Source organism: Streptococcus sp. HMSC061D10, assembly GCF_001808865.1.
Taxonomy (GTDB): Bacteria; Bacillota; Bacilli; order Lactobacillales; family Streptococcaceae; genus Streptococcus.
Genome location: NZ_KV795013.1, coordinates 32,187 through 51,211 on the forward strand (window position 1 = coordinate 32,187; position 19,025 = coordinate 51,211).

The 19,025-nt window shown below is 42.1% G+C and carries 16 protein-coding genes; 3 read left to right on the top strand and 13 right to left on the bottom strand.

Annotation, left to right across the window (positions count from 1 at the left end):
• Nucleotides 1–448 precede the first annotated feature (448 nt).
• Nucleotides 449–1,108 (bottom strand): hypothetical protein, encoded by a 660-nt coding sequence (locus HMPREF2728_RS05535; protein ID WP_004250746.1) that lies wholly within the window; start codon nucleotides 1,106–1,108, stop codon nucleotides 449–451.
• A gap of 238 nt (nucleotides 1,109–1,346) precedes the next feature.
• Here HMPREF2728_RS05535 and HMPREF2728_RS05540 point away from each other — a divergent pair, with 238 nt between their 5' ends.
• Nucleotides 1,347–1,880, top strand: coding sequence for a hypothetical protein (locus HMPREF2728_RS05540; protein ID WP_004250745.1), 534 nt, complete (start codon nucleotides 1,347–1,349; stop codon nucleotides 1,878–1,880).
• A 181-nt stretch (nucleotides 1,881–2,061) separates the two neighbouring features.
• On the opposite strand, the gene HMPREF2728_RS05545 is transcribed toward HMPREF2728_RS05540, so the two are convergent.
• From HMPREF2728_RS05545 to rpsL, 11 genes are all read right to left on the bottom strand, one after another.
• Nucleotides 2,062–2,616: an ABC transporter substrate-binding protein gene (locus HMPREF2728_RS05545; RefSeq protein ID WP_075227302.1), complete on the bottom strand. Its 555-nt coding sequence runs from the start codon at nucleotides 2,614–2,616 to the stop codon at nucleotides 2,062–2,064.
• A gap of 179 nt (nucleotides 2,617–2,795) precedes the next feature.
• Nucleotides 2,796–3,824 carry a tRNA preQ1(34) S-adenosylmethionine ribosyltransferase-isomerase QueA gene (gene queA, locus HMPREF2728_RS05550; protein WP_049548401.1) on the bottom strand — a complete coding sequence of 343 codons (1,029 nt, stop codon included), beginning with the start codon at nucleotides 3,822–3,824 and terminating at the stop codon, nucleotides 2,796–2,798.
• A gap of 39 nt (nucleotides 3,825–3,863) precedes the next feature.
• Nucleotides 3,864–4,772 carry a LysR family transcriptional regulator gene (locus tag HMPREF2728_RS05555; RefSeq protein WP_049548400.1) on the bottom strand — a complete coding sequence of 303 codons (909 nt, stop codon included), beginning with the start codon at nucleotides 4,770–4,772 and terminating at the stop codon, nucleotides 3,864–3,866.
• A 171-nt stretch (nucleotides 4,773–4,943) separates the two neighbouring features.
• Nucleotides 4,944–5,174, bottom strand: a complete 231-nt coding sequence (locus tag HMPREF2728_RS05560) for a GlsB/YeaQ/YmgE family stress response membrane protein (RefSeq protein ID WP_049504434.1) — start codon at nucleotides 5,172–5,174, stop codon at nucleotides 4,944–4,946.
• A gap of 9 nt (nucleotides 5,175–5,183) precedes the next feature.
• On the bottom strand, nucleotides 5,184–6,425 hold the full coding sequence (locus HMPREF2728_RS05565; protein ID WP_075227303.1) for an aminopeptidase: 1,242 nt from the start codon (nucleotides 6,423–6,425) through the stop codon (nucleotides 5,184–5,186).
• Between the two features lie 22 nt (nucleotides 6,426–6,447).
• Entirely contained in the window at nucleotides 6,448–6,600 is a 153-nt protein-coding gene (locus HMPREF2728_RS10610) for a hypothetical protein (protein WP_000776639.1), read from the bottom strand.
• A 13-nt stretch (nucleotides 6,601–6,613) separates the two neighbouring features.
• A complete protein-coding gene (locus HMPREF2728_RS05570) occupies nucleotides 6,614–7,291 on the bottom strand; it encodes a hypothetical protein (protein ID WP_049527292.1) in 678 nt (225 codons plus the stop codon).
• Nucleotides 7,292–7,328: 37 nt separating this feature from the next.
• Nucleotides 7,329–11,723: a PolC-type DNA polymerase III gene (locus HMPREF2728_RS05575; protein ID WP_049527295.1), complete on the bottom strand. Its 4,395-nt coding sequence runs from the start codon at nucleotides 11,721–11,723 to the stop codon at nucleotides 7,329–7,331.
• 113 nt (nucleotides 11,724–11,836) lie between these two features.
• Nucleotides 11,837–13,918, bottom strand: a complete 2,082-nt coding sequence (gene fusA / locus HMPREF2728_RS05580; RefSeq protein ID WP_049527297.1) for an elongation factor G — start codon at nucleotides 13,916–13,918, stop codon at nucleotides 11,837–11,839.
• A gap of 307 nt (nucleotides 13,919–14,225) precedes the next feature.
• Nucleotides 14,226–14,696, bottom strand: coding sequence for a 30S ribosomal protein S7 (gene rpsG / locus HMPREF2728_RS05585; protein WP_000087876.1), 471 nt, complete (start codon nucleotides 14,694–14,696; stop codon nucleotides 14,226–14,228).
• A 19-nt stretch (nucleotides 14,697–14,715) separates the two neighbouring features.
• Nucleotides 14,716–15,132: a 30S ribosomal protein S12 gene (rpsL, locus tag HMPREF2728_RS05590; protein ID WP_001142333.1), complete on the bottom strand. Its 417-nt coding sequence runs from the start codon at nucleotides 15,130–15,132 to the stop codon at nucleotides 14,716–14,718.
• Between the two features lie 344 nt (nucleotides 15,133–15,476).
• Between rpsL and HMPREF2728_RS05595 the strand changes: the two genes are divergently transcribed.
• Nucleotides 15,477–15,917 carry a LytTR family DNA-binding domain-containing protein gene (locus HMPREF2728_RS05595; RefSeq protein ID WP_049527299.1) on the top strand — a complete coding sequence of 147 codons (441 nt, stop codon included), beginning with the start codon at nucleotides 15,477–15,479 and terminating at the stop codon, nucleotides 15,915–15,917.
• Nucleotides 15,914–16,372, top strand: coding sequence for a DUF3021 domain-containing protein (locus tag HMPREF2728_RS05600; RefSeq protein ID WP_049527302.1), 459 nt, complete (start codon nucleotides 15,914–15,916; stop codon nucleotides 16,370–16,372). Before HMPREF2728_RS05595 ends, HMPREF2728_RS05600 begins: the two co-directional genes overlap by 4 nt.
• Nucleotides 16,373–16,412: 40 nt before the next feature.
• On the opposite strand, the gene mutS is transcribed toward HMPREF2728_RS05600, so the two are convergent.
• Complete coding sequence (gene mutS / locus HMPREF2728_RS05605; protein WP_049527307.1) at nucleotides 16,413–18,947, bottom strand: DNA mismatch repair protein MutS; 2,535 nt, start codon at nucleotides 18,945–18,947, stop codon at nucleotides 16,413–16,415.
• Nucleotides 18,948–19,025 lie beyond the last annotated feature (78 nt).

The window sequence follows — 19,025 nt, forward strand, 5'->3', positions numbered from 1 at the left end:
TACAATTGAGACGAAAAAATGTCTAACCAATACTACTTGTAAAGGTAAGAAAATATTATTTCTATTCTATTAATGATTTATATACTATCTATTATGACACAATACTCACTATAGTTCAACTTTTTACCTATTTAAAACCATAAAGCCTACATAACTCTTTGAAGAGAACAAAAATCTGAATGTAATAAGATAGTACCCATTACCCATATTATAATTAGATTATGAATTGAAGCTTTTTGGAACTAAAATTAGGAATAATTGAGAAAGTAGGGAGGGAAATTTTGCTTTTACCCCATTTTGAAATAATTTCATTTTAGATTTTTCTAAGTTTCTTTCAAAGAGCCTGCAGGGGGCATCTAAACAACAGGAAAAAGCCTTGATTTACAAGGCTTTTTTGTTTTTCTAAAAGATTTTCTCTAGATATTTAGCAGAATCCCAAGATAGTTTCTCAATGTTCCACTTCTTCCTTAAATCGTACTTTTCCTTGGCTGTATAATCTCATAATCTTCACAAAGCGAACTGGATTGTTTTGGTTATACAAAAGAAATACTGAAAAGAATAACAAGCCAGCAAACCACAAACCATAGCCTTCATCACCAATCGGTTGGCCAAATTTTAGAGGAAGAATCAAGAAATACAAAAAGTAATAGATAGACACTATATTTACTACAAAGCGGGCAAATCGATAAGGTAAAGCAGACAGTTGTCTAGGATCAAACTGGTTTTTTACAAACAAATTATGAGATGCTGCAAAGAAAAAGACTTTCTCTGTCGTTGGCTGGGCCTTTCGAACATTTTTATAAAGTGCTCGTTCAAGTATAGCAACCAACAAGGAAAACTGCATCAACCAAAATAGAAGAATACAGGCTAGACTGAACCAGTTATAGACACCAATAAACTTGAGGGAAAAGAAGCCCGAAATTGCAGGTCCACCTACTAGTAAGAGAATTACCAATTCAGGAATAAAAGAATTCGTTTCACCAGCTTTTTCAGTATTGAGCAACTTACTCTTTGGAGCAGCTAAAGCCTCTCCTGTCTTTTGGTCATAATAAACAGCCTGACCATTGCATTCGCCGATAAAGACACGACGGCGTCCGAGAAAAAACATATTGACCTCTTTCTATTTATGAAAACAAGTCTTCAAATTTTGGAATTTTATTATCCTAGTATACCATAAACCAACTTGCTAGGTCATAAGATAGCTAAGAGCCACATCTTGCTAAAAGGTTGACAGAACTTCGCTCCATAGGATATGATGGGAATACCTAAAATTTTAACTCTGCATGATCTTTACGACTTCTACTGAAAAAGCGTTGGAGAGTTCAATTCTATATCTGGAGGTTTCTATGAAAATCTATTATTCAAAATTTGTCGGTGTCGGCTATCTAGTTTTTGCGGTAGGTATATTCTTTCAATTTTTCTTTTTTCTCGCGCATGGATTGATCGACTTTTCTCAGCTCAGTCTTCTCACTGTGGTACCAACCATCCTCTTTTTCACTGCTATCTATGCAACGATTGCAGGCATCAAAAGACTTTCTAGTCGCAGACTCTCCTTTGAATTCACCTTTGAAGGTATTTATGTCTATCCTGGGCTCTTCTTTTCCAAGGAAATTTTCATCCCAAAAGAAGAATTGTTGCGAGCATCTTATGTTGAAGTGGATGTCAGTGACCCTGACCATACCAACAGCAAAGCTTACTATTTAGATTTTGATCTGAGAGAGGTCACCCAGCTAGAAGATATTTCTAAGTCAAATGTTATCATCAATACAAGTGCCCTGATATTGCGACTCGCTCTTAGCCTCTGTCGATTTAGAGAGGAAGAAAAAGCCGAGTTGGCAACCTATCTAAAAGAAAACTACGGCATTGATTTCTTATACTAGCAAGTAAAAAAAGCCCTACATCAGGGCTTTTGTGTTGTTAGCGATTTAGTACTTGCGCTTCAAAGTGGGCAGGTTTATCGTCCAACTTAAACGTCGTGTATAGTTGAATGATAAAAAATTTATGCTTTGAGAACATAGAAAAGCAAGGACATTTCTCCACCCTTACTTCTGATTGATGTTCTTAGTTACGGTAAAACTGGTTATCTTTGTCGCTTACAGATTGACCGATAGACAAGACATCTTGACTGCCATCTGTACCTGTCACTTCGTTTTGGACACCAGCTGGGGTAAAGATCAGTCGTGCCCCTTGTCCACCACCGACAAGATGGATTCCTGTTGAGTAGTAGCCATCTTTTTCCTCTACTTGGCCCATTTCATACTGGAAGGTTCCTTTTGAACTTTGAATGGTCACGATTCCATCCGCTGTGACTGTAGCAGTTGTTCCAGCATAGTTTTCCCACGTTCCAAGGAATTTTGCGTAAGCTTCTGGCGACTTTTTCTTCTCTTCCTTCTTATCCGTTTGAGTGCTTGCGGAACTTGACGGGCTCGTCTCAGATTTCTGCTCTTCTTTTTGACTAGCTTCCGTTTTACTTGATGACTCCTTAGTTACTTTAGAAGAAGCCTCTTTGCTTGAAGATGCTGTAGTTTTTTCAGCATTTCCTCCACAAGCAGCAAGTGTCAAGGCAGCCAACAAGGCAAGAGCTGAAAGACTGGTGTAGCGCAATGTCTTTTTCATGATAATCTCCTTTTAAAATGATGATACAGTTTCATCTGCATCTAAAATAGCTAGCCTGAAATTACATATATTTTTGACGGCTAACCTGTAGTTTTCAGTGTATCATTTATTTCCATATAATTCAATAGCTATTTGACATCAAAAAAGGCTAATCCAATCAGGAATTAGCTCTTCTATTTTTAGTAGATAAACATGGCATCGCCAAAGCTAAAGAAACGGTATTTTTCATCGATAGCATGCTGATAGGCTTCGAGGACCAGTTCACGGCCTGCAAAGGCAGAAACGAGCATGACCAAGGTAGACTTCGGCAAATGGAAATTAGTAGAAAAAGCATCCACAACCTTCCAGTCATAGCCAGGCTTGATAAAGATATTAGTCCAGCCAGAGTCTGCTTGGATTTGCCCATCAAACTTGCTTCCGATAGTCTCTAGTGTACGGATAGAGGTTGTCCCCACAGCAATGACACGGCCACCATTTTCTTTGACCTGTCGCAAGGTCGCTGCAGCTTCCTCAGACAATTGGTAAAACTCTGAGTGCATCTCATGCTCATCCAAATTATCTACTGAAACAGGTCTAAAGGTCCCAAGTCCAACATGCAAGGTCAGGTAGACTAGGTGAACGCCTTTTTGCTGGATTTCTTCTAGTAATTCTTTGGTAAAATGTAGCCCTGCAGTTGGGGCTGCTGCTGATCCACTCTCCTTGGCATAGACTGTCTGGTAACGTTCACGGTCATCCAATTTTTCATGGATATAAGGAGGCAAAGGCATTTCTCCAAGACTTTCAAGTACTTCTAGGAAAATTCCTTCATACTCAAAACGGACAATACGGCCACCATGGGTTAATTCCTCAGTCACAACTGCGCTTAGTCGGCCATCACCAAAGACAACGCGGGCACCGACCTTGAGACGCTTGGCTGGTTTAGCCAACACTTCCCATTCGTCTCCTGCTGTGTTTTTCAGGAGCAAGAGTTCAACATGGCCCCCTGTTTCTTCCTTTTGGCCATGAAGTCGAGCTGGTAATACGCGGGTATCATTCATAACCAGCGCATCACCTGGCTCTAACATTTCGATAATGGAGTGAAAGTGGCGATCTTGAAATTCTCCAGTCTGGCGATTGACCATCAAAAGTTTAGAGGCATCGCGCTTTTCCAGAGGAGTCTGAGCAATCAGCTCCTCTGGCAAGTGAAAATCAAAATCATTGGTATTCATTGTAGTCATATTTCCTTTTCTTTTCTAATGTAGTTACGATTAGCTATCAAAACGAACTTCTTCAAGCAAATACTCGATGAAGCGTTCACCCATCTTAGATAAGCTAGTTTTCTCATGCTGGATATAAACCAGTTCAATCGGATCATCAATATCAAGTGGAATCGAAACGATATTGTCTCCATTGAGATTACTATTGAGGATACCAGTTGCGATAGTATAGCCGTCCAAACCAATCAAGAGATTGAACAAGGTCGCACGGTCACTAACCACGATGGATTTCTTGTGGTGTTCTTGTGACAAAATCTCTTCTGAGAAATAGAAGGAATTATGGGTTCCTTGGTCATAGCTCAAGTAAGGGAAGTCTTCTAGGTCTGCCAACTGCACCTTGTCTTTTTTGGCAAGTGGGTTAGACTTGCTGACAAAGATATGGGGCTGCGCTGTAAAGAGATGGTGGGCCACTAGATGATTGTCATCCAACATCTTCGAAAGAACATCTCGGTTATAGCTATTTAAAAAGAGAACTCCCACTTCACTGCGGAAGTTCTTGACATCATCGATAATCTCCCAGGTTCTGGTTTCACGCAAAAAAAGCTCATACTTTTCCATATCGCTCTTCTTGAGCAAGGAAACAAAGGCATTGACCACGAAGGCATAGTGTTGCGAAGACACACTAAAAAGCTCGCGATGAGCGATTGGGTTCTTATAGCGTTCTTCTAGAAGTTGCGTTTGCTCGACAACCTGACGGGCATAGGATAGAAACTCCATCCCATCACGCGTGAGGGTAATTCCCTTGGGATTTCGGATAAAAATCTCAATTCCCATCTCATTTTCTAGGTCACGAACTGCATTTGACAGACTAGGCTGAGTAATGAAAAGTTGCTTGGCAGCTTCATTCATCGAACCAGTCTCTACAATTTTGATAATATAGTGTAATTGTTGAATTCTCATGCTTTTATTGTACCATACTTGAGGCAATATAAAAAGAACCAGTCACTGAAAGCTCTGTGGCTAAGCTTAGATGAGTGCTTTCAAATGACTTTATCTAGCACTTTAAAAAGAGGTTGAAACAATTCCAACCTCCTTTAATCTTTATTATTATACAAGCTTTTTAATCGAAACTTAGCTTCCTCTTTCCCAGAAAATGGCTAGCAAAATCATAGCCCCGAGAACTGATGGAATAATGGCTGTACCGCTTAGGCTTGGTCCCCAAGAACCAAAGATTAATTGTCCTAAAAAGGCACCAATCCAACCAAGAAACATTTTCCCGAAGCAGCCCATTCGTTCGCCACGATTGGTGATAGCTCCTGCTAGTAGTCCGATTAAAAGCCCGACAAACATACTTCCAATCATAGTTTCTCCTTAAATTGCCCAATCTCCATTGCGGAAGAGTGGTACGCGTGTTCCATCCTCACGGATACCATCGATATCCATTTGACTCGAACCAATCATAAAGTCAACGTGAACATCAGAACGGTTAAGTCCTGCAGATTCAAGCTCTTCTTCACTCATCTCTGCTCCACCAACAACGCTAGTTGCGTAAGCTGCACCAATAGCCAAGTGGTTAGAAGCATTTTCATCGAAAAGGGTGTTAAAGAAGGTAATCCCTGACTGAGAAATTGGACTTGGATCTGGTACCAAGGCACATTCACCCAAGGCACGCGCACCAGCATTCTTAAAGACGAGGTCCTTCATTACTTGATCACCCTTTTCAGCTGTGATATCAACGATTTGACCATTTTCAAAGGTCACCTTGATGCCTTCGATGATATTTCCATTGTAGCTCAATGGTTTTGTAGAACTGACATAACCATCTGCGCGACGGAAGTCAGGAGCTGTAAAGACTTCTTCTGTTGGCATGTTTGGCAAGAAACCTTCGCCTTGAGCATTGATAGCACCGGCTGATTCCCAAACGTGGTTCTTCGGCAAGCCAAGTGTCAAATCAGTTCCAGGTGCTGTGTAGTGAAGGGCTGAGAATTGTTCTTTGTTGAGCATCTCTGCCTTGCTCTTCAAGATAGCTGCATGTTCTTCCCAAGCCTTAACTGGGTCTTCTTCGTAGATACGGCAAGTCTTGAAGATTTGGTCCCAAAGGAGATCCACTGCTTCTTCGTCGCTCGCTGCATTTGGAAAGACCTTCTTAGCCCACTCGAGTCCAGCTGCAGCAGCAACAGTCCAACTAACCTTGTTGGATTGAGTTGCGATACGCATTGGTTTCATGGCAATTCCCATAGCTTTGGCGGAAGCTGAAAGTTTTTCTGCATCAACTCCGTTCAAGGCACCTGGGTCAGAAGAACGAACACCGAGACGACTTGCTTTGTTTTCAAGAAGGTAATTCATCTCAGCAATCTTGTATTCTGGTACATTGTCCAAACGCTCTAGTGGCGCGTGAAGGAATTTCTCACGATTCACAAAGTCATCTGCCCATTGAACGATAACTTCGTGTGCACCAAGTGCATAAGCCTCTTTAACGATTAAGTGAGCCAACTCACGTTGCTCCACATCGATTGAGAGAGCCAAGGTATGACCAGGTTGCACATTCACACCGTTTGCAACCAACAACTTAGCATATTTTTCTAGATTTTCTTTAAAATTTGGTAAAACCATTCTTGTTTTCTCTTTTCTATTTTTATTTTTCTTTCAAAGCAGAAAATAATCCTGCCAAAGCAATAGCACCTGACAAGAGTGCTGTCGATAGAAGAATTGTCTGATCAACAAGTTCTAACTGATATTCAAAAACTTTTTGAGCTGGCTTGTTTTCCGCAAAAATTCTAAGTTTCATCAAATGTCCTTTCTTATTCTTCGTACTCTCCTAGATAGAGACGTTGAGCCTCTGGGCTGTTAGTGAGGATATCTACATAAGTTTCATAGTCATCAAGCAGGGGCTTTCCCAAAGAGATATCTTGTTCTGGATTTATATTTTTCCCATAAAGATAGCAAAGGTAGAGACGCTCATTGAGTGTTGGAAATACTTCAATGGACATGTGTTCAGCCTGACCTACTCGTTCCCAATCCTGTTCTTTGATATCTGGTATGATATAAGCTTGGAAGAGGCCCATAAGTGGATTATCCTCCGGTTGACCACTGTCCTTATCCGCTAGAACTAAAGAACAGCGTCGACCAAAACCAGCTACTTGGCGCTCCCGTCCCTTTACCGAAACAGTAATAGGATGCCCTCCAATATGGCTATAGATCCATTCTTTGGGTAGTCCATAATCTAACAGGGGGTTAATTTCTTTGACAATCGCTACAGGACTATAGCGTAGAAACTGACGAGTAACTGCTTTACAAAAAAGGATATCCTCCTCTTTCAAGGTCACTCCCTTCCAGGTATTTTCTTCGTTAAAATGGTTGAAAAATACCAGATAGGGATCACGCACCATTTGTGCTAATACGTAAACGCCATTTCGCAAACGTATAGAAATGACTTTCCCTGGTTTCCAGGGTGTTGCTCTTTTTTTCTTTTCCATCATGATACAACCTCAAACCTACACAAGACATTTCAAACTATTAAAACAAATCATCAAACAGACTCAACTGGTTGTCCTCTGGCATATTACCGAGAATTCCCATTTCGTCCATCTTTTCAACCAAGGTTGATGAGAGTCCACCACGCTTGCGTAGTTCGGTTTTAGAGAGGAATTCTCCCTCTTGACGAGCACGAACCAATTGCTTGGCAACGTTCTCTCCTAGACCATCCATAGCGACAAATGGTGGGATGAGGGTGTCTCCATCAATGATAAATTCAGTCGCATCACTGCGATAGAGGTCCAACTTGCCAAATTTGAAGCCACGTTCCCACATCTCGTTGACGATTTCAAGCGTTGTATAGAGGTCGATTTCCACGTTGGAAGCTTCATTGTTCTTGCGCTTCTCAGCAATTTCTTGCATCTTGCGTTTGATAGCTTCCAAGCCTGCACCCATGGTCTTGATATCAAAGGCCTTGGCACGGATGGAGAAGTAAGCACAGTAATAATAAATCGGATGGTGAACCTTGAAGTAGGCCACGCGAAGGGCCATCATAACGTAGGCTGCCGCATGGGCTTTAGGGAACATGTACTTAATTTTCCCACAAGATTCGATATACCACTCAGGTACATTGTTAGCCTTCATAGCTTCGATATAACCATTGCGCTCTTCTTCTGAGATTTTAAGCCACAATCCCTTACGTACACGCTCCATGATGGTAAAGGCCATCTTTGGATCCAGGCCAGCGTGCATGAGGTAAACCATGATGTCATCCCGACATCCGATAACGGTTGATAGGTCCGCAATTCCAGCCTTAATCAAGTCTTGGGCATTTCCCAACCAAACGTCGGTACCATGAGACAGACCAGAAAGCTGAAGTAACTCCGCAAAGGTCGTCGGATGAGTTTCATCCACCATTCCGCGAACAAAGTTGGTCCCAAACTCTGGAATTCCAAGCATACCGGTCGAAGTGCCGATTTGTTCAGGTGTCACTCCCAGGATATCTGTACCCGAGAAGAGGGCCATGACACCAGGATCATCCATAGGGATATCATTTGGATCAATGCCTGACAAGTCCTGGAGCTTGCGAATCATTGTCGGATCATCATGTCCAAGGACATCGAGCTTGAGGACGTTCTCATCGATATCGTGGAAGTTAAAGTGAGTGGTCTGCCATTCAGCAGTTACATCATCTGCAGGATACTGCACTGGAGTAAAGTCATAGACATCCATATAATTAGGGATAACAACGATTCCTCCTGGGTGTTGACCGGTCGTACGTTTAACACCAGCAGCTCCTTGGGCTAGGCGCTCAACTTCGGCTTCTCGGTAGAATTTGCCATAGTCACGCTCGTAACCCTTGACAAATCCATAGGCTGTCTTAGCAGCCACCGTACCAACCGTTCCTGCACGGAAGGCATATTCTTCCCCGAAGATATCACGAACATCCAAATGTGCGCTCGGTTGGTCTTCACCTGAGAAGTTCAAATCGATATCAGGTACTTTATCCCCATCAAAACCAAGGAAGGTCTCGAAAGGAATATCCTGGCCATTTTTGCTGAGTTTGTAGCCACAGTTTGGACAGTCCTTATTGGGCATATCAAAACCTGAACCGTAAGAACCATCTGTGATAAACTCACTGTACTGACACTGACCACAGACATAGTGAGGAGAGAGCGGATTGACCTCGGTAATTCCAATCATGGTCGCAACGAAACTAGATCCAACAGACCCACGGGAACCAACCAAATAACCTCGTTCGTTGGAACGATGCACTAGCATCTGTGAAGCCAGATAAATTACGGCGAAACCATTCCCCAAGATAGAGGTCAATTCCTTTTCAATCCGTAGATCAACGATATCAGGTAGTGGATTTCCATAGATTTCAAAAGCTTTTTTATAGGTTAACTCGGCGACCGTTTCTTCAGCTTGGTCAATGAACGGTGTATATAAGTCGCCTTTAACAACCTCGACAGGCTCAAAGATTTCTGCCAAGGCATTAGTATTTTCAATGACAATCTTACGAGCCAAATCTTCTCCTAGAAAGGCAAACTCATCCAACATTTCATTGGTTGTTCTAAAGTGTGCCTTGGGTAGCGGAGCTGGTTGGGCAGCTTCTCCATGGCCGATAGTTCGGTTAATCATGGCACCCTGACCTAGACTTCGCACGATAATCTCACGATAAATCTCATCCTCTGGTTCGATGTAGTGGACATTTCCTGTCGCAAGAACTGGCTTACCGAGACGGTCTCCGACCTCAATCAAGCTCTTGATAATGGTCTGAAGCTCCTCCATGTCCTTAACCTGCTCTTTGGCAATCAGAGGTGCATAGATAGCTGGAGGCATCACCTCGATAAAGTCATAGTATTTAGCTACTTCGACTGCCGCATCTACACCTTGTGATACGACTGCATCAAAGACTTCTCCTTCTGTACAAGCAGAACCCAAGATTAAACCTTCTCGATGGGCATCCAGAACCGTACGTGGAATTCGTGGAACTCCTTCAAAATACTGGGTATTTGAGAGAGAAACCAGCTTAAAGATATTTTTTAAGCCCACTTGATTTTTCACATAGATGGTCGCATGCTTGACGCGAGCTTTTTTATAGGAATCTGGGCTGATTAAATCAAGGTTTAATCGTGCCAAATCTGTCACACCATGTTTTTCTGCCACTTCCTTGATAAAGATAAAGAGCAGACGGCCAGTTGCTTCCGCATCATAGTTGGCCATATGGTGGTGTTCTAGAGCTACGCCAAAACGTTTGGTTAAGGGACCCAAACCGTGGCGTTTGTACTCAGGATAGAGATTTCTTGCGAACTCTAGCGTATCGATGACAGGTTGGCTAATTTTTGGAAGTCCATGACGCTCGTAGTTAGCATTCATAAAGCCAACGTCAAAGGTTGCATTGTGGGCTACAAGAACGGTATCTTTACAGAATTCTTGGAATTCTTTCAGAACTTGAATCAAGGGTTTGGCATTTTTTACATGATCGTCAGTAATTCCAGTCAACTCAGTAGTAAAAGCTGATAAGGGGTGTCCAGGATTGATAAATTCATCAAACTCAGCAATGATATTGCCCTTATACATCTTGGAAGCCGCCACCTGAATCAAGTCATTATAGATAGCTGATAGGCCTGTCGTTTCCACGTCAAAGACTACATAGGTAGCTTCAGAAAGATCCATCTCCACTTCGTTATAGACGATAGGAACACGGTCTTCTACGATATTAGCTTCCATTCCATAAATGAGCTGAATACCAGCTTTCTTGGCCGCCTTATAACCATGAGGGAAAGACTGAACATTGCCGTGATCTGTGATTGCTACTGCTTTATGACCCCATTTGGCAGCTGTCGCAACGATTTCCTCGACCTCAGGAAGAGCATCCATGGTCGACATGTTGGTATGGGCATGAAACTCAACGCGATACTCACCTTCTGGCATCAAGTCCTTACGCTCATAGTGAACAACTTCCTGCACATCTTGCACATTCATGGTCAGGTCTCGCGTGAAATTATTGACCTCGACATTTCCTCGAACACGGAGCCAAGAATTTTTCTTGATCATGTCAAACTTCTGAGCTTCTTCTTCATTTTTGACCCATTTTTGCATAGAGAAACTGGAAGTATAGTCCGTCATCTTAAAGTTAATCAAGACACGACCTGTTCTCGTCACCTTATGCTCAACATCAAAGACAACTCCTTCAAAAACCAATCTATTTTCTTCGGTATTGACCTCGATCATAGGAGTAATCTCTGCCTTATCAAGTTTAGGCTTAGCAGCTGCCTTCTTGGCTTGAAAATCAAAGACAGGTTTGTCCTCAACTGGAGGAGGCGGGGCCATCTGTTCTAACTGTTCCATAGCGCGAAGAGTTTCTTCATTGGCTGCTTGAATAATCATTTGATTTTCCGTCTGAAAGGCTTCTTGCTCTTCCCTCGTGAGATCTTCATTTTTTTCTAAGATGCAAGAAAGTTTAGGAAAACCAAAAAGTTCCAGCTGTTTGCTAAGATTCGGCAGATGATTTTTTCTAAAATGCTCTGTATCTGCCGCTTCTGAAGCTTCAATGATTAACTGGTCATTTTCAAAGCGAACCTGAAAATTCTGATAAATAGAACGAAAACCTTGACTAGCACAAGGACCTTCCGAAAAAGCCTCTCGATAGTAGGCTTGTAAAAGTTCTCTAGAAAATTCCTGATTTCTCGTTTTTATCTCAAAACTAGCCTGATTTCCTGTTTTTGAGAATTCTTCTTTTAAGCCCCTTTTCAACTCTAGAAAAAGTTCAAAAGGCAAGATATTTTCAAAAACAAAACGAAACTCCCAAACTTTACTTCGTTTATGAACAATAACTTGTTCTATTTCAGCCTGAGAGAAGGCCTCATGATTACTCATTTCAGCGGGTATTCCCAACTGATTCATTAAAATTTCAAAAGTGGTTGACATCCATTTTCCTCACAATATACTCCTTCTATTTTACCATATTTGAGGCACTTTTACCTATTTCTACCAAACAGAAAAAGAAGCCACAAAGTGACTTCTTTTAAAGTGACGGTGAATTATTCTTCACCTTTGTTTTTCTTAATGATTTCTTCTTGTACTGACTTAGGTACATCTTCGTAGTGGTCGAATACCATCATAAATGTACCACGTCCTTGTGATGCAGAACGAAGAACTGTTGCATAACCGAACATTTCAGCAAGTGGAACGTAAGCACGAACGATTTGGCTGTTACCGTGTGCTTCCATACCATCTACACGTCCACGACGAGCAGTTACGTGACCCATAACATCACCAAGGTTTTCTTCTGGAACAGTGATTGTTACAAGCATCATTGGTTCAAGGATAGCTGGTTGTGCAGTCTTAGCAGCTTCTTTAAGTGCAAGAGATGCAGCGATCTTGAAGGCAGTTTCAGATGAGTCGACATCGTGGTATGAACCATCGTAAAGCTTAGCTTTAACGTCAACCATTGGGTAACCAGCAAGAACACCGTTAGCCATAGATTCTACCAAACCTTTTTCAACCGCTGGGATAAATTCACGAGGAACCACACCACCGACGATTGCGTTTTCGAATTCGAATCCTTTTCCTTCTTCGTTTGGAGTAAATTCAATCCATACATCACCGAACTGACCTTTACCACCAGACTGACGTTTGAAGAATCCACGTGCTTGAGTAGAAGCGCGGAATGTTTCACGGTAAGATACTTGAGGAGCACCTACGTTCGCTTCAACTTTGAACTCACGACGCATACGGTCAACAAGGACATCAAGGTGAAGCTCACCCATACCAGAGATAACTGTTTCACCAGTTTCAACGTTAGTTTCAACGCGGAATGTTGGATCTTCTTCAGCCAATTTTTGAAGGGCGATACCCATCTTATCTTGGTCTGCTTTAGATTTAGGCTCAACCATCAATTGGATAACTGGTTCTGGAACGTTGATTGACTCAAGGATGATTTTAGCTTTTTCATCTGTCAATGAGTCACCAGTTGTAGTGTCTTTCAAACCAACGGCAGCAGCGATATCACCTGAGTAAACAGTGTCGATTTCTTGACGGCTGTTAGCGTGCATTTGAAGGATACGTCCGATACGTTCACGTTTACCTTTAGAAGTGTTCAATACGTAAGAACCTGATTGAAGAACACCTGAGTAAACACGGAAGAATGTCAAACGACCTACGAATGGGTCAGTCATGATCTTGAAGGCAAGAGCTGCAAATGGCTCTTCATCAGATGCAGGACGAGTTTCTTCTTCATCTGTATCTGGGTTGATACCTTTAATCGCTGGGATGTCAAGTGGGCTTGGAAGGTAGTCGATAACCGCATCAAGCATCAATTGAACACCTTTGTTCTTGAAGGCAGAACCACACAATACTGGGAAGAATTCAACGTTGATAGTCGCTTTACGGATACCAGCTTTCAATTCTTCGTTAGTGATTTCTTCACCTTCGAGGTATTTCATCATCAATTCTTCATCAGTTTCAGCAACTGCTTCGATCAATTTTTCACGGTATTCTTGAGCTTGCTCAAGGTATTCAGCTGGAATATCTTCTTCAAGGATATCTGTACCAAGGTCGTTAGTATAGATTTCAGCTTTCATCTTGATCAAGTCGATGATACCACGGAAGTCATCTTCAGCACCGATTGGCAATTGAATTGGGTGTGCGTTTGCTTGAAGACGATCGTGAAGTGTGCTTACTGAGTAAAGGAAGTCAGCACCAATTTTGTCCATTTTGTTGGCAAATACGATACGTGGAACTCCGTACTCAGTTGCTTGACGCCAAACTGTTTCAGTTTGAGGCTCAACACCTGATTGTGAGTCAAGAACTGTAACCGCACCGTCCAATACACGAAGAGAACGTTGTACTTCGATTGTGAAGTCCACGTGTCCTGGTGTGTCGATGATGTTTACACGGTGGTTGTTCCATTGAGCTGTTGTCGCAGCAGATGTGATAGTGATACCACGTTCTTGCTCTTGCTCCATCCAGTCCATTTGTGACGCACCTTCGTGAGTTTCACCGATTTTGTGGATTTTACCAGTGTAGTAAAGGATACGCTCAGTAGTAGTTGTTTTACCAGCATCGACGTGAGCCATGATACCGATATTACGAGTTTTTTCAAGTGAAAATTCGCGTGCCATGAGGTTTGTTTCTCCTATATTTTTTATTTCTATTCTATTATAACACGATTTAATAAAAACGGATAGGCAGGACCTACCCGTTCTCAATGTTTATCTTGTTATTGTTGGTTTCAACTTACGAAATGGTAAGTTGAGTTATAGCTAAGAGCTGACCGAGCTAAATTGAACCCGGGCTAAAAGCTCAAGTTAACTGATTTGAACCCGAGCGAGGCCCGGTGCAAAAAAGATAAACCGCTTTGTGTTCACGGAACACTGCATCAGTTTCCTATTTTTGCCTTGTGCCTTTGCCGCTCTTAGTATCATTTTATTACCAACGGAAGTGTGCGAAGGCACGGTTAGCTTCAGCCATACGGTGAGTGTCTTCACGTTTCTTAACTGCTGCACCAGTATTGTTAGCAGCATCCAAGATTTCTTTTGCAAGACGGTCTTGCATTGTGTGTTCACCACGAAGGCGAGCGATTGTTACCAACCAACGAAGTCCAAGTGTTGTACGACGTTCTGGACGAACTTCAACTGGGACTTGGTAGTTAGAACCACCAACACGACGTGCACGTACTTCAAGTACAGGCATGATGTTTTCCATAGCTGTTTCAAATACTTCAAGTGCATCGTTACCAGTAACTTCTTTGATTTGTTCAAAAGCACCGTAAACGATTGAAGCAGCTGTACCACGTTTACCGTCAAGCATAACGCGGTTGATAAGACGAGTAACTAATTGTGAATTGTAAAGCGGATCTGGCAATACGTCACGTTTTGGAGCTCTATTTTTACGACTCATTTCTCTTTATCCCCTTTCCTTATGCTTTTTTCGGACGTTTAGTACCGTATTTAGAACGGCCTTGTTTACGATCGTTAACACCTGCAGTATCAAGTGCACCACGGACGATATGGTAACGTACCCCTGGAAGGTCTTTTACACGTCCACCGCGAAGAAGCACCACACTGTGCTCTTGCAAGTTGTGTCCGATACCTGGGATGTAGGCAGTAACTTCGATAAGGTTGCTCAAACGTACACGAGCAAATTTACGAAGGGCAGAGTTAGGTTTTTTAGGTGTCATAGTTCCAACACGAGTTGCAACACCACGTTTTTGTGGTGAAGAAACGTTTGTTTGAACTTTTTTATGACTGTTGTAACCAACGTTCAAAGCTGGTGATTTAGATTTTTCTACTTTTGATTTACGCGGTTTGCGAACCAATTGGTTAATTGTAGGCATCTACATTCTCCTGTGTTTTTTTTATTTTTGGTGATGATACACTTGGTGACAGCTATCATCTGTGTGTACTTTTGCAACATTTGTCAGCACGTCCCTGTACACTCTTGAGAGACCAAAAGTAAAAAGTACCGTCTATTATTGTACCACGTTTTTTCTATTTTTGTCAATATATTTCTTCTTATTTTTTGACTTCTTTGCTCTAAAAATTCTATGAAAACGATCACCTGCCAGATAGACTCTTCAACCGACCACATAGACAAAGCTTCTTGTAATTGTCAACAAAATGGTGTTTAATAGATTTGTAAGTAAGAGATCTCTATTACAACTTTTACAAAGGAGAAAATATGAAAGTTAGACTTGACATTGATCAACAATACTCCGAAGAACAAATCATCATAGAAGCACCATCTTTGTCCCCTAGAGTTCAAAAAGTTCAAGATTTTGTTCAATCACTGGATCAAAACGAAACTCTTAAAGGAAAATTCCAAGACCAGGTCTACTTGATTCAGATTAGTAAGATTCAACGTATATATATTGAAAATCGCAAAGTCTTAGCTGAAACGGATAGCCAAACCTATGCGCTCGACATTCGTCTTTACCAAGCAAGTGAAATTCTACCTGCTTCCTTTATCCAAATTTCCCAATCGGAAATTGTCAACATCGATGCTATTAGTCATCTAAAACTAACCTCTAACGGCTTGATTGAAATCTATCTAAAAAATGACAGTTTCACCTACTCATCTCGCCGTTACCTCAAAGCTATTAAGGAGAAATTAGAACTATGAAAAAACAAATTTTCCACGATGCCACAACTGGTGTCCTCATCGGCCTCATCCTATCTGTTATCTTTTCTTTTATCTATTCACCAAGAAACTATGCACCACTTAGCCCCAACTCTTTGATTGGCCAATTCATGATCCAACAACAGGTACATGGCGCTCTAGTTTTGCTCTACTGTTCTATCATCTGGGCAGCTATCGGAGTCCTCTTTAGTTTTGGTAGCCGTCTCTTTGCCAAAGACTGGAGCCTTCTTCGTGCTACTGTCACTCACTTCTTCCTCATGCTATTAGGTTTTGTTCCTCTAGCAATTCTGGCAGGTTGGTTTCCACTTCGCTGGACTTTCATCCTTCAACTCATCCCAGAGTTTGCCATCGTCTATCTCATCATTTGGGCGATTCTCTATAAAAGAGAATCAAAGAAGGTTGCCCACATCAATCAACTATTGGCTCAGAAAAAATAATACAACAGAAACCCACTCAGTCTTTTGAGTGGGTTTTGACTTATAATTTTTGCTTCAGCTCTAACAAGAGATTCATAGCCTGCATCGGTGTCATATTGTACACATCTACTTTAGCTAATTCTGCTAGAATAGGATTTTCTTCCGTCGAGTCAAATAGGGAAATTTGTTCAGAGACTGCATTCGTTTGCCTCATTGGAGCAGGACTTTCCTGACCTTGACTTTCTAGTTGAGTTAAAATCGCATCCGCTCTTTTTAGCAAGTCTGCTGGCAAACCTGCAATCTTAGCAACGTGAATACCGTACGATTTGTCTGCTGGACCTGGTTCAATCTTATGAAGGAAAGTGACCTGACCATTTTGCTCAAGCGTAGCCACGTGAACATTTACTAGATGTTCAAGACTAGCTTCTAGGCTGGTTAATTCATGGTAGTGAGTCGCAAAAAGAGTCTTGGCTCCGATATGCTCATGGATGTACTCGATAATAGACTGAGCTAGAGCCATACCATCATAAGTTGCGGTTCCACGGCCTAGCTCATCAAAAAGGATGAGAGAATGCTCAGTCGCATGAGAAATGGCATTATTAGCTTCCATCATCTCTACCATAAAGGTAGATTGTCCTGAAACCAAGTCATCTGCCGCCCCGATACGGGTAAAAATTGCATCAAAAATTGGCAAGTGAGCACTTTCTGCTGGAACATAAGACCCTATCTGGGCCATGACAGCTGTCATAGCTAGCTGACGCATATAGGTTGACTTCCCGCTCATATTAGGTCCTGTAATCAGCTGGATGCTAGTATCTTCACCCATTTGGATACTATTAGGGATATAGGTTTGGGCTCCCATAACCTTCTCAACGACAGCGTGACGACCTTTTTGAATGTCAATTCGCGAATCCTGACCAAACTCTGGACGGATCAAGTGCTGATTTTCTGCTACCACCGCTAGTCCTTGTAAGACATCGACAGTAGCGATTCCTTGGGCCAGGGCTTGTAGACGCTGGATATACTTACCAACCTCCTCACGGATACGCATAAAGATTTCATATTCAAGGCTGGCTGACTTCTCACGCGCCTCTAGCATTTCTCCCTCGATACGCGCCAACTCCTCTGTCCCAAAACGCTCTGAATTTTTCAGCGTAGCCTTACGGAAAAAGTGGGCTGGAACATTACCTAGCTGCGAGTTGGTTACATGGAAATAGTAGCCATCCTTTTTATTGTAATCGATCTTGAGCGTACTGATGCCAGAGCTTTCTCTTTCCTTAGCTTCAATCTCAGCAATCCAGCTGGTTCCTTCTCTTAGTACCCGACGATACTTGTCCAAGGTCTCATCAAAGCCCGTCCGAATAATGCCACCTTCGGTAATCACATGTGGAGCCTCTGGGGCAATGGCTGCGCTAATAAGACTTTCCAATTCAGGAATCGCATCCAGTTGTTCAATCAGATAGGTGAGGGCTGGTTGCTCCATTCCTTCTAAAATTGCCCGAATTCGAGGAACACTAGCTAGAGTAGTCGCTAATTGCAAGAGATCTTTAGGATTGCTTTTCCCAAAAGAGACTCGACTTGCCAGACGCTCGATATCGTAGACTCCCTTGAGGCTTTCTGTCAAATCACTACGTTCAAAGAAATAATCCAGAAAGACCTGTACAATCTCCTGACGTTCAAGGATACGATCCTTGTCAATCAAGGGACGATGAATCCATGAGCGCAAAAGACGCATTCCCATGGCGGTCTTGGTTTCATCTAATAACCAGAAAAGACTCCCTTGTTTCTTGCCAGAACGAGCATTTTCTACTAGATCTAAACTAGCCTTGGTCGCATAATCCATCTGCAAGAAATCCTTTATTTCATAGCGAACAACTGGCTTCAAGTGGTTGAGTTCTCTCATCTGAGTCCGATGAACATACTGGAGGAGCTTACTGCTGGCAGCTTGTTCAACGGGTGCCAATCGTGGATCCAGCAGATGGATGTCTTCAAATGATTCTTGCTCATAGGAAAGCACCAAATTCATTTGACGGCCGAGAATCTGTTCTTCCTCTTCAGTTAAGGCATAGCCGATGACGACTTCTCTTGCCTTAAGATTTCGAATTTCACCACAGACCAGGGTAAAATCCAATAAACCTGTCACATAGAAATCACCCGTCACTAGATCCATATAGGCCAAACCAAATTGCTGACCGTCACGGTCGATGGCCACCAAAAAGTTGTTTTGGCTATCTGGTTTACTACTATCAACGACTGTACCTGGTGTAATCACCTGCACAACCTCACGCTTAACAACCCCTACTGCCTGCTTAGGATCCTCCATCTGCTCAGCAATGGCAATCTTGTAGCCACGCTCCACTAGGACATCAATATACTGTTGCGCTGAATGATAGGGAACTCCAGCCATGGGAATAGGATTGTCAGCATTTTTATTGCGACTGGTTAGTGAAATTTCTAGTATCTGAGCAGCATTGACTGCATCTTCGTAAAATAACTCATAAAAATCACCCATACGAAAGAGCAAAAAAGCATCTGGATATTGTTTTTTAATATCCACATACTGTTGCATGCCAGGTGATAATTTTTCTGTCGTCATCCATTCTCTCCTTGTTAAAAATAGAGTGTGGGACAGAAATCGGTAATTCGTTAGAATTCGATTTCGTCGTCCCACCTC

Excerpts from the sequence above, each read along its gene's own strand:
- HMPREF2728_RS05535 (WP_004250746.1), bottom strand. The coding sequence starts at position 1,108 with ATGTTTTTTCTCGGACGCCGTCGTGTCTTTATCGGCGAATGCAATGGT.
- HMPREF2728_RS05540 (WP_004250745.1), top strand. The coding sequence starts at position 1,347 with ATGAAAATCTATTATTCAAAATTTGTCGGTGTCGGCTATCTAGTTTTT.
- HMPREF2728_RS05545 (WP_075227302.1), bottom strand. The coding sequence starts at position 2,616 with ATGAAAAAGACATTGCGCTACACCAGTCTTTCAGCTCTTGCCTTGTTG.
- queA (WP_049548401.1), bottom strand. The coding sequence starts at position 3,824 with ATGAATACCAATGATTTTGATTTTCACTTGCCAGAGGAGCTGATTGCT.
- HMPREF2728_RS05555 (WP_049548400.1), bottom strand. The coding sequence starts at position 4,772 with ATGAGAATTCAACAATTACACTATATTATCAAAATTGTAGAGACTGGT.
- HMPREF2728_RS05560 (WP_049504434.1), bottom strand. The coding sequence starts at position 5,174 with ATGATTGGAAGTATGTTTGTCGGGCTTTTAATCGGACTACTAGCAGGA.
- HMPREF2728_RS05565 (WP_075227303.1), bottom strand. The coding sequence starts at position 6,425 with ATGGTTTTACCAAATTTTAAAGAAAATCTAGAAAAATATGCTAAGTTG.
- HMPREF2728_RS10610 (WP_000776639.1), bottom strand. The coding sequence starts at position 6,600 with ATGAAACTTAGAATTTTTGCGGAAAACAAGCCAGCTCAAAAAGTTTTT.
- HMPREF2728_RS05570 (WP_049527292.1), bottom strand. The coding sequence starts at position 7,291 with ATGATGGAAAAGAAAAAAAGAGCAACACCCTGGAAACCAGGGAAAGTC.
- HMPREF2728_RS05575 (WP_049527295.1), bottom strand. The coding sequence starts at position 11,723 with ATGTCAACCACTTTTGAAATTTTAATGAATCAGTTGGGAATACCCGCT.
- fusA (WP_049527297.1), bottom strand. The coding sequence starts at position 13,918 with ATGGCACGCGAATTTTCACTTGAAAAAACTCGTAATATCGGTATCATG.
- rpsG (WP_000087876.1), bottom strand. The coding sequence starts at position 14,696 with ATGAGTCGTAAAAATAGAGCTCCAAAACGTGACGTATTGCCAGATCCG.
- rpsL (WP_001142333.1), bottom strand. The coding sequence starts at position 15,132 with ATGCCTACAATTAACCAATTGGTTCGCAAACCGCGTAAATCAAAAGTA.
- HMPREF2728_RS05595 (WP_049527299.1), top strand. The coding sequence starts at position 15,477 with ATGAAAGTTAGACTTGACATTGATCAACAATACTCCGAAGAACAAATC.
- HMPREF2728_RS05600 (WP_049527302.1), top strand. The coding sequence starts at position 15,914 with ATGAAAAAACAAATTTTCCACGATGCCACAACTGGTGTCCTCATCGGC.
- mutS (WP_049527307.1), bottom strand. The coding sequence starts at position 18,947 with ATGACGACAGAAAAATTATCACCTGGCATGCAACAGTATGTGGATATT.